The following is a 15,490-nucleotide window of genomic DNA, read 5'->3' as shown; positions in this document are numbered from 1 at the left end:
GAATTCTCGGCCGGCCGTGTGCAATTTTCGGGCCCTGGAAACTACTTAGGGCGTCCTAACTAGCAGGCGGTCAACCGCGCGACAAAGATGAAACTGTTGCGAGAGGAGTCCTGCGATGAGCACTGTGGACAGCTTCGGTTCAAAAGGCAAACTTAATGTAGCCGGAACCGAATACGAAATTTTCCGGTTGAACTCCGTTGAAGGTGCAGAAAACCTTCCGTTCAGCCTCAAGGTATTGCTTGAAAACCTGTTGAGGACCGAGGACGGCGCGAACATCACTGCCGATCACGTTCGCGCTTTGGCAGGCTGGGATCCCAATGCGGAGCCCGATACAGAAATCCAGTTCACGCCGGCACGCGTGATCATGCAGGACTTCACCGGCGTTCCCTGCGTGGTTGACCTTGCCACCATGCGTGAAGCGGTCAAGGAACTGGGCGGTGACCCCAAGCGGGTCAACCCGCTGGCACCGGCCGAAATGGTCATCGACCACTCCGTCCAGATCGACGCCTTCGGCAACGCCGGCGCACTGGAACGCAACATGGAGATCGAATACCAGCGCAACGGTGAGCGTTACCAGTTCCTGCGGTGGGGCCAGACTGCGTTCGACGACTTCAAGGTCGTTCCGCCGGGAACCGGCATCGTGCACCAGGTCAACATCGAATACCTGGCCCGCACCGTGATGACCCGCGAAGTGGACGGCGCCCTCCGGGCCTACCCTGACACCTGCGTGGGCACCGACTCGCACACCACCATGGTCAACGGCCTGGGCGTCCTGGGCTGGGGCGTAGGCGGCATCGAAGCCGAAGCCGCCATGCTCGGCCAGCCCGTCTCCATGCTGATCCCGCGTGTTGTCGGTTTCAAGCTGAGCGGCAGCATCCCCGCCGGCGCCACCGCCACCGATGTCGTCCTGACCATCACCGAAATGCTGCGCAAGCATGGTGTCGTGGGCAAGTTCGTCGAGTTCTACGGCGAAGGCGTGGCTGCGGTGCCGCTGGCCAACCGCGCCACCATCGGCAACATGAGCCCGGAATTCGGCTCCACCGCTGCGATGTTCCCCATCGACGACGTCACGCTCGAATACCTGCGGCTCACCGGCCGTTCAGAGCAAAGTGTTGCCCTTGTCGAGGCGTACGCCAAGGAACAGGGCCTCTGGCACGATCCTTCCCGCGAGATCAAGTTCTCCGAGTACCTTGAGCTGGACCTCTCCACCGTTGTGCCCTCCATTTCCGGTCCGAAGCGGCCCCAGGACCGCATCGTGCTCACGGAGGCCAAGGACGAGTTCCGCCACGACCTGCTGAACTACGTTGCCCACGATGCCGACGCCGGCACGGTCGACGAATCGCTGGAGGAGTCGTTCCCCGCTTCAGACGCGCCTTCGTTCACACAGCCTGATTCGCACGTCACGGACACGGACCGGATTCCGCCCGTCTACTCCGCCGCCCATGGCGCTGCCGGCCGCACCTCCAACGCCGTGACAGTGAAGACCGAAGATGGCCGTGAATTCGAACTGGACCACGGTGCCGTTTCGATCGCCTCGATCACCTCCTGCACCAACACGTCCAACCCGTCCGTGATGCTGGCCGCCGCACTGCTGGCCCGCAACGCCGTGGACAAGGGCCTGACCTCGAAGCCGTGGGTCAAGACCTCCGTCGCCCCCGGCTCCAAGGTTGTCACCGACTACTACAACAAGTCCGGCCTGACCCCGTACCTGGAGAAGCTTGGCTTCTACATCGTCGGTTACGGCTGCGCCACCTGCATCGGCAACTCCGGCCCGCTTGACGCCGAGATCTCCGAGGCCATCCAGGCCAACGACCTTTCGGTCACCGCTGTCCTGTCCGGCAACCGCAACTTCGAAGGCCGGATCAACCCGGACGTCAAGATGAACTACCTGGCGTCCCCGCCGCTGGTCATCGCGTACGCCCTGGCTGGCACCATGGACTTCGACTTCGAAAACGATGCCCTGGGCCAGGACGAAGCCGGCAACGACGTGTTCCTGAGGGACATCTGGCCGAACCCGACAGAGGTCCAGCAGGTCATCGATTCCTCGATTGACAAGGAAATGTTCGCCCGCGGCTACGAAGGCGTCTTCGAAGGTGACGACCGCTGGAAGGCGCTCGACACGCCGGCCGGCGACACCTTCGCCTGGGACGAGAAGTCCACCTACGTCCGGAAACCCCCGTACTTCGAGGGCATGCAGGCTCAGCCGGAGCCGGTCAAGGACATCACCGGTGCCCGCGTGCTCCTGAAGCTCGGCGACTCCGTCACCACCGACCACATCTCCCCGGCCGGTTCCTTCAAGTCCGACACCCCCGCCGGCCAGTATCTGCTGGCCAACGGCGTGGAGCGCAAGGACTTCAACTCCTACGGCTCCCGCCGTGGCAACCACGAAGTGATGATCCGCGGCACGTTCGCGAACATCCGCATCAAGAACCAGCTCCTGGACGGCGTTGAAGGCGGCTTCACCCGCGACTTCACCCAGGCCGATGGCCCGCAGGCCTACGTCTACGACGCCGCCCAGAACTACCAGGAAGCCGGCACCCCGCTGGTGGTCCTGGCAGGCAAGGAGTACGGTTCCGGTTCGTCCCGCGACTGGGCCGCCAAGGGCACGGCGCTGCTGGGCGTCAAGGCCGTCATCGCCGAGAGCTACGAGCGCATCCACCGCTCCAACCTCATTGGCATGGGCGTCCTCCCGTTGCAGTTCCCGGCAGGCGAGAACGCCGCCAGCCTGGGCCTGACCGGTACGGAAACCTTCTCGGTTGAGGGCGTTACCGCCCTGAATGAGGGCACCACGCCCAAGACCCTGAAGGTCACCGCCACCGCCGAGGACGGCTCCTCGAAGTCGTTCGACGCCGTCCTGCGCATCGATACCCCGGGCGAAGCGGACTACTACCGCAACGGCGGCATCCTGCAGTACGTGCTGCGCCAGATCTCCGCCAACTAGCGGGCTCTGCCAGCAGGCAGCATCCTCCCCGAAGCCCCGGCCGGTCACCGACCAGCCGGGGCTTCGGCTTTGCAAGTAAGCTTTGCTTTTGAGGCGAGGCGTTAGAGTTAAACGGCACGTCTACCACCCGAAGGAGGGGTCATTGGGAATCTTGGACACCATCCGGAATCCGCAGGACCTGAACGAGTTGACCGAGGAACAGCTGGAACAGCTGGCTTCGGAGATCAGGGATTTCCTGATCACGAACGTCTCCCAAACGGGCGGCCACCTCGGACCCAACCTCGGCGTCGTCGAACTGACGCTGGCCGTGCACCGCATCTTCGAATCTCCCCGTGACAGCATCGTCTTCGATACCGGACACCAGTCCTACGTCCACAAGCTCCTCACCGGGCGCCAGGACTTCAGCACCCTCCGCCAGGAGGGCGGACTCTCCGGCTACCCCGCCCGGGCCGAGTCCGAACACGACATCGTGGAGAGCTCGCACGCGTCGTCGTCCCTGTCCTGGGCCGACGGCATCTCCCGCGCCCGCCAGCTCACGGGCGAAAGCGACCGCCACGTGGTGGCCATCGTGGGTGACGGTGCCCTCACCGGCGGAATGGCATGGGAGGCCATCAACAACATCGCAGCGGACAAGAAGCGCCGCGTGGTCATCGTGGTCAACGACAACGGCCGGTCCTACGCGCCCACAGTGGGCGGATTCGCCGACTACCTTGCCTCCCTGCGCCCCACCATCGACTCCTTCCGTGCCGCCCCGGCCTACGAAGGCGCGCTGGACTGGTGGAAGAAAAAGCTACAGAACGGCGGCCCCGCAGGCCAGTTCACCTACAAGAGCCTGCACGCCATGAAAAAGGGCATCAAGGACTGGTGGGCGCCGCAGGGCATGTTCGAGGACCTCGGCATGAAGTACATCGGCCCGGTGGACGGGCACAATCTCCAGGCCATGGAGCTTGCACTCTCCACCGCCAAGAATTACGGCGGCCCTGTGATCGTGCACGCCATGACGGAAAAAGGCCACGGCTACGCCCCCGCCCGCGCCCATGAAGCGGACCAGTTCCACGCCGTCGGCATCATCGACCCTGAAACCGGCGAGCCCACCGGGAGCGGCGGCGCACAATCGTGGACGTCTGTGTTCGCGGACGAGATTGCCGCCATCGCTGACGACCGCGACGACATCGTGGGCGTCACCGGCGCCATGCTGATTCCGGTGGGCCTCCACAAGTTCGCCGCCAAGCACCCCAAGCGGGTCATCGACGTCGGCATCGCCGAGCAGCATGCGCTGACCGCCGCCGCGGGCATGGCCTTCGGCGGGCTGCACCCCGTGGTGGCCGTTTACGCCACGTTCCTGAACCGTGCGTTCGACCAGCTGCTCATGGACGTCGCCCTCCACAAGGCCGGCGTCACCATCGTCCTGGACCGCGCCGGCGTCACTGGGCCTGACGGCGCCAGCCACCACGGCATGTGGGACATGGCCATGGTGCAGATCGTCCCCGGCCTGCACCTGGCGGCGCCACGTGACGCCACCCGGCTCCGCGAGGAGCTGCGCGAGGCCGTGGCCATCAGCGACGCACCCAGCGTGGTCCGTTTCTCCAAGGGATCCGTCGGGCCGGCAGTCGAGGCGCTGGAACGGCTGGGCGATGGCGTGGACGTCCTTGCCCGCCGCCCCTCCGGCTCCACCGAAAATGACGTGCTGATCGTCAGTGTCGGCGCCATGTCCGAGCTGGCCCTGGACGTTTCCAACCGGCTCGGTGCCCAAGGCATCAGCACCACCGTGGTGGACCCGCGCTGGGTACTCCCCGTCCGCCGCTCCATCATTGCGCTGGCCTCGCACCACCGGCTGGTGATCTGCATCGAAGACGGCGTACGGGCCGGCGGCGTCGGCTCCCGCATCCGCCAGGAGATGCGCGCCGCCGGCGTGGACACCGCGCTGAACGAGGTGGGACTTCCCGTCGAATTCCTGGAGCATGGCACCCGCAACCAGGTGCTGGAGCGCGTTGGGCTTACCGCCCAGCAGATTACACACGACGTCGTGGCACAGGTCCTGGGCACGAAGGTACCGTTTGCGCGGCCCCTGCCCGGACAGCAGCACCCCACCACCGGCAGCCTTCCGATCCTGTGAGGGACGAGGATGAACTGAAGTACCCCGCCCCTGCGGGGGAGTCCGGACCGGTTCTGCACACCACCACAACACGCGTCCCCAACGGACTGGAGCCGGGCCACCTGGTGGTCTCCCGGAACCGCAAGTGGAACGGCAAGGCCCACTGGGTGGTGCCCGGGCGGTACCTCGGCGAAGACCAGCACGGCTGGTGGATCTTCCAGGGCACCAACGAGTTCTGTTCCCGCCCCGGCGCCGCCTTCTACACCCGTTCCGACGCCGTCCTTTTGGTACCGCGCGAGGGCGACTGGGTGGCCACGTTCTACGACTCAGCCCATCCTGGCGGTGTCCGTGTCTACATCGACCTTGCGGTGGGCCACGAGTGGACGCGCATCAGGCCCGCCGTGACCGAGTTCCATGTGATTGATATGGACCTGGATGTCATCTGGACCGCAAGCCGCGGGGTCTTCATCGACGACCAGGATGAGTTCGCGGAGCACAGCGTCTCCATGCACTACCCGGAGCGGCTGATCCAGGACATCCAGGCCGCCGCGGACGATCTTTACCATGCAGTCAAGGCGCAGCAAGCGCCGTTCGACGGCACCGACGTCGACTGGTTTACCAAAGGACGCAACATATGAGCGGCATTGTCAGGGTGTACAAGCGCGACGACGAGGGCGCCCTCCAGTTCAGGGAGGCCTGGTTCGACGAGGAGTACTCCCAGTTCGTCATGAATTTCGGTGCCGTGGGGCACCAGAGCAAGACGGAGGAGACCGACGTCCCCGATGCCGCTTCCGCCGACGGCCTCCTGGACGCCTTTGCGGCCCAGTGCGCGGAGGACGGGTACGCCGAGATCCCCAACGAGGAGCAGTTCTGGGTGGTGGCCCAGTTCGCCCTCAAAACCCGGGAAGGCACGGAGCGGGACCGCTACCTGGAGCAAAAGGCCAAGGACGCCCTGATCAGCCACCTGGCATGGCGCGGCCTGGGCACGGTGGAGCGGTCGGAATTCACCGACTACAAGCTCAACGTCTTCTGCCTGTGCCCGGATGTGAACAAGGCAGTTAACGCCATCAAGGTCTGCATCCGCGGTGAGGACCTGGACTTCACCAAGCTCAGCATCGGCGCCGCACCCTACAGCGACCCGGACCATTACAAACTCAAGCACTCAGCCAAGCCCAACAGCAGCTTCAGCCTTTAGGAGACGTCATTGACCAGTTACCGCCGCCTCGGAAAGTCAGGCCTCACCGTCTCCACTGTGGGCCTGGGCTGCAACAACCTGGGCCGGGCACATACCGCCACTGAGTCGCAGGACGCCACCGACGCCGTCGTCCATGCAGCAATCGACGCCGGAATCACCCTGTTCGACGTGGCGGACACCTACGGACGGGAACCCGGCCTCAGCGAGACCATGCTCGGCAAAGCCCTCGGGCGCCGCCGTGGAGACGTGGTCCTGGCAACCAAGTTCGGGATGGATGCCAAGGGCGCCAACGGACCGGACTTCGGTGCCCGCGGCTCCCGGCGGTACATCATCCAGGCGGTGGAGGCCTCGCTTCGGCGGCTGGGTACCGACTGGATCGACCTGTACCAGTTCCACACTCCGGACCCGCTGACTCCCATCGACGAGACCCTGGCGGCGCTGGACACCCTGGTCAGCAGCGGCAAGGTCCGCTACATCGGCCACTCCAACCGCTCGGGCTGGCAGATCGCGCAGGCCGAGTATGTGGCCCGTGAACTGGGGACGGCCCGCTTCATCTCCTCGCAGAACCACTACAACCTCCTGGACCGGCGCGCCGAGCTCGAAGTGACGCCGGCCGCGGAAGAGTTCGGCCTGGGCGTGCTGCCGTACTTCCCGCTCGCCAACGGGCTGCTCACCGGCAAATACGCGCCCGGCCACGCGCCTGAAGGGTCACGCCTCAGCCACACCCGCACCAACCTGGTGAACGACGCCGACTGGGACCAGTTGGGCGAGTTCAGCGCCTTCGCCAAGGAACGCGGCCTGACGGAGATCGAGGTTGCCTTTTCCTGGCTCGCCGCCCAGCCCTCGGTGGCCAGCGTCATCGCCGGCGCCACCAGGCCGGAGCAGGTCAGGCAGAATGCGGAGGCGGCCGACTGGGTTCCAACCGCGGAGGACCTTGCCGTCCTGGACGATATCTTCCCCGCGGTGCCCAAGGTGGCACTCTTCTAGGCCGCCGTGCCCGCCTACCTGCTGGACGTTGATACCGGCATCGACGATGCCCTGGCGCTTGCCTACCTTGCCGCGCTCCCGGACACCGAGTTCGTGGCAGTCACGGCGACGCCGGGCAACGTCGACGCCGACCAGGTGGCCCGCAACACCCTGGCGCTGCTGGAGCTGTGCGGCCGGCCAGGGGTGCAGGTGGCGGTGGGTGCCCGGAAGCCGCTGTCCATCCCGCTGCTCACCACCCCGGAGACCCACGGCCCCCAGGGCATCGGCTACGCGGTGCTGCCTGCACCGTCAGGGCAGCTCAGCCCCCGGAACGCGGTGGACCTCTGGATCGAACATGCCAGGGCCAGGCCGGGCGAGCTCACCGCACTCATAACTGCCCCGCTCACCAATTTCGCCCTGGCATTGCGGCAGGAACCGGAACTTCCCGACCTCCTGGCCAAGGTGGTGATTATGGGCGGTGCCTTCTATCACCAGGGCAACACCACGCCCACGGCCGAGTGGAACACCCATGTGGACCCGCACGCCGCCAAGGAGGTCTATGCGGCGTACCGGGGCCGGCCGCTGGAAAAACTGCCCGTCGTCTGCTCCCTGGACACCACAGAACGCATGGAGCTGCACCCCGCCCACGTCAGGGCACTGGCAGAGGCGGCCGGCGCTTCCGTCCCGGACGCTGGTGCTCCCCGAGGATTCCGAGGGGCTGCCCAGCACCTCTGACAACATGCTGGTCAGGCACCTCTCGGACGCCCTCCGCTTCTATTTCGAGTTCCACCGGCACTACGACCAGGGGTACCTGGCCCACGTCCATGACTTTTTCGCCGCCGGTGTCGCCGCCGGCACGCTCGAGTACACGGCCCGCCCCGCCACTGTCGACGTCGAAACCGACTCACCGCTCCTGGCGGGAACCACCGTGGCCGACTTCCGCGGGCTCTGGGGCGCACCCCCCAACGCCCGGATCGTGTCCGCCAACAACCCGGAACAGGCCTTTGGCGAGCTGGTGTCCGCCGTCGGGAAGCTGGCGCGCCGCATGGGAAAACCCTAGTGGGATAGTCCGGGCGGGATAAATTGCGGAGCCGGCTCACGGCTGATCCTGTGTAGGACGCTGCCCCGAGAATGGCCGGTAGAATAGGCTCCGGACCGGCCCGGCGCAGTCGCCGCCGGCTGCTGCCGAGGTGACATAGGCAGCCATCTTCCCGCCCGGTACTGCCGGGACACTGCCTGCACCCAAAGGAACATTCCCCATGTCATCGCCCTCTTTGACGCTTCCGCCACAGGAACGCCGCCCGGTCCGGCGCCGGTTGCTGGAAATCCTCGGCGCCCTGGCCATCGCCGCCACCTACCTCTACCTGGTGCTCAACCAGCCGGCAGACATCACCGGAGGCCCGGGCAGCGCGTCGGCCCTCATCGCCCTCACCGGCTTCCTGGCCGGGGCGGTCCTGCTGATCGCCGCCGTCCTGCCCACCTTGCCGGCGTCCACCCTTGTGCTGATTCCGGTGGCACTGGTCCTGAACATCGTGCTGGGCCAGTTCGTCGGCAGCACGCTGGTGCCCTTCTACCTGGACGCCATCGGTACCGTGCTGATCGCCGTCCTCGCCGGTCCGGCAGCCGGTGCAGCCACCGGGGCCCTCAGCAGCATCGTCTGGTCCTTCTTCAACCCCACGGTGCTGCCGTTCGCCGCCGGCGCCGCCCTCATCGGATGCCTGGCAGGACTGGCAGCCCGCTACGGCCTCTTCCGCCGTTTCTACCTGGCTCCGGTCGCCGGCTTCGTCACCGGCATCATCGCGGGCGTGGTGTCCGCGCCAGTGGCGGCCTTCGTCTTCGGCGGGACCTCCGGCGTTGCCACGGGCGCGATCGTGAGCGCGTTCCGGGCCATGGGCGATACCCTCCTGGCCGCCATCACCAAGCAGGCATTGATCTCGGATCCCATGGATAAGGCGATCGTGTTCACGATCGTGGCCGTCCTGGTCTATGCGCTGCCCCGCCGGGCACGCCAGCAGTTCCCCTTCATCCGGCGCCACCGGGTGCTGGCCGGCAACACCCCGGAAGCAAACGCCGGGCAGGCTACTGTCGCGGCCGGCAGCGGTCCGGCGGCGAAGATGCAGGCGGAAGCTGCCGTGCGGGATCAGGCCAACGGGACCGCACCCGCGGCAGGCCACACATCGCATGGGTCAGCCCCGAAGGACTGACCGGACCCCGTGACAGCATTCCGGGCCGGCAGGACGGCCCAAACCAGGCGGGGCCGGCTTAATCCCCTGACCTGGCTTGCGGCTGCCGGCAGCACGGCGGCCATCACGACGGCGGCCGCAAGCTGGCAGCTGTCCGTGGCCGTGGTTGCCGCGTGCCTTTGCCTGTCGCTGGCAGGCGGCACGGGCCGCCGGGTGCTGCCGGCCGCCGCAGCAGTCCTGGTCCCGCTGGGACTGTCACTGCTGGTGCTGCACGGACTGTTCTTTCCGGAGGGTCGGACCGTCCTGGCAGAGTGGGGACCTGCCCGGGTCACAGCAGAAGGCCTGGGCTTCGCGGGGCAGCGGATCCTGCTGCTGGCCGCCGTTGTCATGGCCCTGCTGCTGTTCTCCTTCAGCGTCAGTGTTCCTGACCTCGTTGCGGCGTTATCCGCCCGCGGCGTGCAGGGCCGGTTCGCTTTCGTGCTGGCCTCCACGCTGACCCTGCTGCCTGCCATCGCGGCGCGCGCACACCGGATCCGGCAGGCCCAGGAATCCCGCGGGCTGGTGGTCTCCCCCGGCCTGGCATCCAGGATCGCGGCGTTCCGGGTGCAGGCCGTTCCCCTTGTCCTGTCCCTTATCGAGGACGCCGGCACCAGGGCGGCCGCCTTGGAAGCCCGGGGACTGAGCAATGCCGGTCCGCGGACCAGCTACCGGGAGGTTCCTGATTCCGGCCCGCAACGGACGGCGCGTGCAGTCCTGGTGCTGGCGGCCCTGGCAGCGGTGGTTCTCCGCCTGGTGCAGGCAGGCGCGGGTGGCTGAGCACATGGTCACGGGCGGCCCCTTGAAACCTGGCAGTAACAGCAATGCAGGCAATGACAGTGATGCAGGTAATGACAGCAATGCAGGCAATGCCAGCAATGCCAGTAATGCTTGCAATGCAGGCAATGCAGGCAATGCCAGCAATGCCTGTAATGCTTGCAATGCAGGCAATGCAGGCAATGACAGTGATGCCGGTAATGGAACTGCGCCTGTGCTCGCAGCCGGGATCCGGCGCTTCACCTTCCACGACGGGCACGCCCCGGCCCTGCATGACCTTGCAGTTTCCTTTCCGCCGGGCTCCTTCACGGCCGTCCTCGGCGCTTCCGGGAGCGGCAAGTCCACCCTGGGCCGCCTCCTGGCAGGCTGGCTGCCGCCGGGCGGCTACGGAACCCTGTCGGGCTTCCTTGAGTTGGACGGCACGCGGCTGGAGTTCGACGGCGGCCAGGGGGACCCGCGGATCAACCCGGCCGGGTGGGGCCGCCAGGTGGGCTTCGTCCCGCAGGACCCCGCCACCGTCCTGTCCACCGTCCGGGCAACGGTGGCGGAGGAGCTGGCGTTTGGCTTGGAAAACGCCGGGGTGGAGCGCGGCAACATGGTGGCGGCCGTGGAGCGCACCGCTGGCCTGCTGGGACTCGCCAGCCTGCTGGACCAGGACCCGGCACGGCTCTCTGGCGGCCAGCAACGCCGCCTGGCCATTGGCTGCGCGATCATCGCCGGGCCCCCGGTACTGGTCATGGATGAGCCCTTCGCCTCCCTGGACGCGGCAGGGATCAAGGAGCTTGCGGCCCTGGTACGTGACCTCCTGAAGCGCGGCACCGCCGTCGTGATCCTCAGCCAGACGGTGGATCCGCTGCTGCAGGAGGCGGACACCTGGGTGGTGCTGTCGGACGGTACGGCCACCGCAAGCGGGCCACCTGCCGGCCTGGACACGGGATCGCTGCCGCCGGCCATCCGCCGCCCTGGTTCCCTGCCGGCTGGGACGCCGCCACTTGGGACGCCGCCACCTCCGCAGGCTGCGGCGGTAGAACCGGGGCCGCCCGCCCTGCAGCTGCAAGGCGTGTCCTTCGGGTACGCGGTGCCGGCCCGGGGCAGGAAACGCCGGAAAGCAGCGGCACAGGACGCCCGGACCCTGGTGCTGGAGGACATTAACTTAGCCGTCCAGCCGGGTGAGATCGTGGCGGTCACCGGACCCAACGGTGCCGGAAAATCCACCTTCCTGCGGCATCTCAATGGCCTGCTGCGTCCCACGTCCGGGAGTGTTGCAGTCCGCGGCACCGACATCGCCGGAGCTCCGGTGGGAACGACCGCGGCCTCGGTGGGCCTGCTGTTCCAACAGCCGCGTGATCAGTTGTTTGAACGGACCGTGCTCCGGGAGGTCGGCTTCGGGCTGGACCGCCTGGTGGGCCCGGCAACGGCGAAGGAACGAGCCGCCGCAGCCCTGGCCGCTGTGGGCCTGGCTGGCGCGGCTGACGATCACCCGGCCGAGCTTCCGGCCTCCGCCCAGCGCCTCCTGGCCCTGGCCACCGTCCTGGCGCGCAGGCCGGTGGTCCTGGCGCTTGATGAACCCACTGTGGCTCTGGACGGGGACGGGCTGGCCCTGCTCGACGCCGCCGTCCGCTCGGCAGCGGCGGAGGGCGCCGCCGTCGTGCTTGTCACCCATGACCTGGGCTACGCACGTTCGGCGGCGCACCGCATCCTGGCCCTCGACGGCGGACGGCTGGTGCCGGCCTAACCGTCCCTGCCCATCTGTCTGCGCGGCATTCCCCTCGGGGTCCGGCCTACTGCTGCGGCTGGCCGTCCGCCGGGGACGCGACGCCGGGCGCCAGGAAACGCTTACCGTTGATCCGCTCGGCGGCGCCCACCCGGTCAAGGTACGGCGTGATGCCGCCCAGGAACATCGGCCAGCCCGCACCAAGGATCATGCAGAGGTCAATGTCCTCAGGCCCGGCCACGACGCCCTCGTCCAGCATCAGGCCGATTTCCTCGGCCAGGGCATCCTGGACGCGGCGCAGCACCTGCTCTTCGGTGGAAGGCGTGGTGCCGAAGGACATCAGCTCGAGCGTGGAGGCCGGGACGGCGCGGGAACCGTCGGGGCTGTTTTCCCAGAGCGCCTTGACGTTGTTGTCGATGAGCTTTTTCAGGTTGGCGGAGACTGGGAAGCGGTCGCCGAAAGCGGTGTGCAGCGATTCCTGGACGTGCTGGGCCACGGGAAGGCCAACCATGGCCAGCAGCGTGAATGGGCTCATGGGAAGGCCCATGGGCCGCAGCGCGTTGTCCGCCACGTCTGCCGGGGTCCCTTCGTCGAACGCGGCCGTCACTTCCCCCATGAGCCGGAGCAGGATGCGGTTGACCACGAACGCAGCGGCGTCCTTGACCAGCACGCCGGTTTTCTTCAGGGCTTTCGCAAGCTCGAAAGCGGTGGCCAGCACGGCGTCATCGGTCCGCGGGGCGCGGACGATCTCCAGCAGCGGCATGACGGCCACCGGGTTGAAGAAGTGGAAACCCACCAGCCGCTCAGGGTGCTGCAGGTCGGCGGCCATTTCCGTCACAGAGAGGGATGACGTGTTGGTGGCCAGGACGCACTCCGGCGCAACAATCCCTTCGAGTTCGGCGAACACCTGCTTCTTGATGTGGAGTTCTTCGAAGACGGCCTCGATCACGAAGTCAGCATCCGCGAAGGCTTCCTTGGACACCGATCCGGTGACCAGCGCCTTGGTGCGGTTGGCTGCGTCCTGGCTGACGCGCCCCTTGGCCAGCAGCTTGTCCACCTCGGCATGGACGTAGGCAACGCCCTTGTCCACGCGCGCCTGGTCGATGTCGGTCAGGACCACCGGTACCTTCAGCTGCCGGGCGAAGAGCAGCGCCAGTTGGCCCGCCATGAGCCCGGCACCGACGACACCTACCTTGGTGACGGGGCGGGCCAGCTTGCGGTCGGGGGCGCCGGCCGGGCGCTTGGCGCGCTTCTGCACCAGGTCCAGGAAGGCGTAGACGGTGGAGCGGAACTCGTCCGTCTGCATGAGGTCGGCCAGCGTTGCGCATTCCAGCGCGGCGGATTCCGCGGCTGTCATGGTCCGGTTGGCCTCGAGGAGTTCCAGGACCTTGGCGGGGGCGGGGGAGGCGTTGGAGGTCTTGCCTTCAACGAACTTCCGGCCGGCGTCAACGGCCGCGGTCCAGCGGGCTGCGCTGTCCGGGGCGGAGGGGTCGACGGCGTTGGGCCGCTCCGGGACGACGTCGCCGGAGATGATTTCCGCGGCCCAGGCAAGCGATTGTTCCAGGAAGTCGGCGGGTTCGAAGACGGCGTCGGCGATGCCCATGCGGAAGGCCTGGGCGCCGGAGAGGGTCCGGTTGTTGCTCAGCGGGTTCTCGATCATGACCTTGACGGCATTTTCCGGACCCACAAGGCGGGGAAGGATGTAGACGCCGCCCCAGCCGGGCACCAGGCCAAGGAAACCTTCGGGCAGCGCCAGGGCGCCCGCACCGGTGGACACGGTGCGGTAGGTGGACTGCAGGGCGATTTCGAGGCCCCCACCGAGGGCTGCGCCGTTGATGAAGGCGAAGCTGGGGACGCCCAGGTTAGCCAGGGTGGCGTAGACGTCATGGCCCAACTGCGCCATCCACAGTCCGTGCTCGCGCTTCTCCAGCGACTTCACCGCGGAAAGATCGGCTCCAGCCACCAGGTAGTGCGGCTTGCCGGTGACGCCGACGCCCACGATTTCGCCCCGCGCGGCACGGTCCCGCAGGCCCTCCAGCACGGTGCCCAGCTCCACCAGGGTGTTGGGTCCCAGTGTGGTGGGCTTGGTGTGGTCCAGGTCGTTGTCCAGGGTGACCAGGGCGAAGGTGCCCGGGCTTGGTTTCCCTGCCGTGCCGGGGAGGGTGATGTCCTGCACGTAGGAGTGGGTCACGGTTTCGTTGGGGAAAAGGTCGGCCAACTTGCGGAAATCTGCGGCGCTCATGCCAGGGCTCCTTCGGAAACGTCAGCGGCGGCGGAAACATCAGCGGCGGTGTGGCCGGAGGGGTTTCCACTGTAGTCGGGGTGGTGCGGGTTTTCCCAGATCACGGTGCCGCCCATGCCCAGGCCCACGCACATGGTGGTGATTCCGTACCGGACGGTGGGATCTTCCTCGAACTGGCGGGCCAGCTGGATCATCAGCCGGACGCCGGAGGAAGCGAGCGGGTGGCCCACGGCGATGGCGCCGCCGTACCGGTTGACCCGGGGGTCGTCGTCGGCGATGCCGTAGTGGTCCAGGAAGCTCAGGACCTGGACGGCGAACGCCTCGTTGATTTCGAACAGGCCGATGTCGTCGATGCCCAGTCCCGCGTTCTGCAGCGCCTTCTCGGTGGCCGGCACGGGGCCGATGCCCATGACTTCCGGCTCCACGCCTGCGTAGGCGTAGCTGACCAGCCGCATCTTCACGGGCAGGCCCAGCTCTGCGGCGGTGTCGGAGGATGCCAGGACGGCTGCGGTGGCGCCGTCATTGAGGCCGGCCGCGTTCCCGGCAGTGACCCGGCCGTGGGCGCGGAAGGGGGTGCGAAGGGCAGCGAGGTCGTCGACCGTGGTGCCGGGCCGGGGAGGTTCGTCCTTGCTGTGGACGGTCCAGCCCTCGCCGGGCTTGCGGGCAGCGACGGGAACCAGGTCCGGCTGGATCCGGCCATCCTGGTAGGCGGCTGCCAACTTGTCCTGGGAGGCCACCGCGTAGGCGTCGGTGCGCTGCTTGGTGATGGCCGGAAAACGGTCGTGCAGGTTTTCTGCCGTGTTGCCCATGTTCAGGGCCGCCGGATCAACCAGGCGTTCGGACATGAACCGCGGGTTCGGGTCCGCTCCGGAGCCCATGGGGTGGTGGCCCATGTGTTCCACGCCGCCGGCGATCACCACGTCGTAGGCGCCGAAGCCGATGCCACCTGCCGTCGTGGTGACGGCGGTCATGGCCCCGGCGCACATGCGGTCGATGGCGAAGCCGGGGACCGTGCGGGGGAGGCCTGCCAGCAGCGCGGCGGTCCGGCCCAGGGTGAGGCCCTGGTCGCCGGTCTGGGTGGTGGCGGCGATGGCCACCTCGTCGATCCGTTCCGGCGGAAGGGACGGGTTGCGGCGCAGCAGGCCGCGGATGCATTTCACGATCAGGTCGTCGGCCCGGGTTCCGGCGTAGATTCCTTTCTCGCCGGCCCTGCCGAAGGGTGTGCGGACGCCGTCCACAAAGACGACGTCGCGGACAGTGCGCTGGGATGCGCCGCTTCCGTGCTGGCTCACGTGTAACTCCTCATCGAGACGTAACGCGCCGGGCGCATGCCGGAGGCGG

At 67.4% G+C, this 15,490-nt stretch carries 9 protein-coding genes and 2 pseudogenes; 9 read left to right on the top strand and 2 right to left on the bottom strand.

Features of this window, described 5'->3' with window-relative positions; all coding sequences use genetic code 11:
- The first annotated feature begins 115 nt into the window (after window positions 1-115).
- The 9 genes and pseudogenes from QF031_RS11865 to QF031_RS11825 all read left to right on the top strand — a co-directional run bounded on the left by QF031_RS11865 (window position 116) and on the right by QF031_RS11825 (window position 11,928).
- The gene (locus QF031_RS11865; protein ID WP_307428090.1) at window positions 116-2,941 is read left to right on the top strand and encodes an aconitate hydratase; all 2,826 of its coding nucleotides are present in this window, start codon (window positions 116-118) and stop codon (window positions 2,939-2,941) included.
- Between the two features lie 142 nt (window positions 2,942-3,083).
- Entirely contained in the window at window positions 3,084-5,057 is a 1,974-nt protein-coding gene (gene dxs, locus QF031_RS11860; protein ID WP_307428087.1) for a 1-deoxy-D-xylulose-5-phosphate synthase, read from the top strand.
- Window positions 5,054-5,674 (top strand): DUF402 domain-containing protein, encoded by a 621-nt coding sequence (locus QF031_RS11855; protein WP_307428084.1) that lies wholly within the window; start codon window positions 5,054-5,056, stop codon window positions 5,672-5,674. The genes dxs and QF031_RS11855 overlap by 4 nt, the downstream gene beginning before the upstream one ends.
- A complete protein-coding gene (locus QF031_RS11850; protein ID WP_307428081.1) occupies window positions 5,671-6,231 on the top strand; it encodes a hypothetical protein in 561 nt (186 codons plus the stop codon). Before QF031_RS11855 ends, QF031_RS11850 begins: the two co-directional genes overlap by 4 nt.
- A 9-nt stretch (window positions 6,232-6,240) precedes the next feature.
- Window positions 6,241-7,218 carry an aldo/keto reductase gene (locus QF031_RS11845; protein ID WP_307428077.1) on the top strand — a complete coding sequence of 326 codons (978 nt, stop codon included), beginning with the start codon at window positions 6,241-6,243 and terminating at the stop codon, window positions 7,216-7,218.
- A gap of 6 nt (window positions 7,219-7,224) precedes the next feature.
- A pseudogene (locus tag QF031_RS11840) lies at window positions 7,225-8,257 on the top strand (nucleoside hydrolase).
- A gap of 199 nt (window positions 8,258-8,456) precedes the next feature.
- Window positions 8,457-9,263: pseudogene (locus QF031_RS11835) on the top strand (ECF transporter S component); the annotation flags it as partial.
- A gap of 147 nt (window positions 9,264-9,410) precedes the next feature.
- The gene (locus QF031_RS11830; RefSeq protein ID WP_307428070.1) at window positions 9,411-10,196 is read left to right on the top strand and encodes an energy-coupling factor transporter transmembrane component T; all 786 of its coding nucleotides are present in this window, start codon (window positions 9,411-9,413) and stop codon (window positions 10,194-10,196) included.
- Between the two features lie 211 nt (window positions 10,197-10,407).
- Window positions 10,408-11,928, top strand: coding sequence for an ABC transporter ATP-binding protein (locus QF031_RS11825; RefSeq protein WP_307428067.1), 1,521 nt, complete (start codon window positions 10,408-10,410; stop codon window positions 11,926-11,928).
- A 46-nt stretch (window positions 11,929-11,974) separates the two neighbouring features.
- On the opposite strand, the gene QF031_RS11820 is transcribed toward QF031_RS11825, so the two are convergent.
- A complete protein-coding gene (locus QF031_RS11820) occupies window positions 11,975-14,149 on the bottom strand; it encodes a 3-hydroxyacyl-CoA dehydrogenase NAD-binding domain-containing protein (protein WP_307428065.1) in 2,175 nt (724 codons plus the stop codon).
- On the bottom strand, window positions 14,146-15,441 hold the full coding sequence (locus tag QF031_RS11815) for a thiolase family protein (protein ID WP_307428060.1): 1,296 nt from the start codon (window positions 15,439-15,441) through the stop codon (window positions 14,146-14,148). Before QF031_RS11815 ends, QF031_RS11820 begins: the two co-directional genes overlap by 4 nt.
- Between the last annotated feature and the right edge of the window lie 49 nt (window positions 15,442-15,490).

Source organism: Pseudarthrobacter defluvii (genome assembly GCF_030816725.1).
In the GTDB taxonomy this organism is placed as follows: Bacteria; Actinomycetota; Actinomycetes; order Actinomycetales; family Micrococcaceae; genus Arthrobacter; species Arthrobacter defluvii_A.
The sequence above is the reverse complement of the archived record's forward strand: the minus strand, read 5'-3'. Positions and strand labels throughout refer to the sequence as shown.

Bases quoted from the DNA above. Each gene is read 5' to 3' on its own strand.
- QF031_RS11865 (WP_307428090.1), top strand. From the start codon at position 116: ATGAGCACTGTGGACAGCTTCGGTTCAAAAGGCAAACTTAATGTAGCC.
- QF031_RS11850 (WP_307428081.1), top strand. From the start codon at position 5,671: ATGAGCGGCATTGTCAGGGTGTACAAGCGCGACGACGAGGGCGCCCTC.
- QF031_RS11820 (WP_307428065.1), bottom strand. From the start codon at position 14,149: ATGAGCGCCGCAGATTTCCGCAAGTTGGCCGACCTTTTCCCCAACGAA.